Raw genomic sequence first — 415 nt, forward strand, 5'->3', positions numbered from 1 at the left:
AACCAGCCCGCGCGGCCGGTGGTCCTCGCTGAAGGTCTGGGGACTGGCGGTGGCCAAGCGGCGGGGCATGCAGAAGGCGCTCGTGGCCGTCGCCCGCAAGCTGGCGATTGTGCTGCACCGCATGTGGCGCGACGAGACGGACTTCCGCTGGTCGGTCGCGACCGCTACGGCGGCCTGAGGCCCGCACACCAGCATAACGTAACACCGAGCTCCTCCGGCGTGGAGGAGGTCCCTGTGGGGACGACGGGAGCGGGTGAGACCGAGGAAACTCGAGCGTCGGTTCTGCCGAGCGCGCGGCTTAGATGGCTCCACTCACTCCCTCTGATCCCATCATGAGGCGGCCCACGTCGACCTCGGAGAGAAGCAAGAGCTCCACAGGACCGTTCACGCGCCGAACCAGGATGCGCACGAAAGG

At 68.0% G+C, this 415-nt stretch carries 1 pseudogene; it reads left to right on the forward strand.

Annotation, left to right across the window (positions count from 1 at the left end):
- Window positions 1-178: pseudogene (locus ASF18_RS24485) on the forward strand (IS110 family transposase); the annotation flags it as partial.
- Window positions 179-415 lie beyond the last annotated feature (237 nt).

The sequence above is a fragment of the Methylobacterium sp. Leaf89 genome (genome assembly GCF_001422215.1).
In the GTDB taxonomy this organism is placed as follows: Bacteria; Pseudomonadota; Alphaproteobacteria; order Rhizobiales; family Beijerinckiaceae; genus Methylobacterium.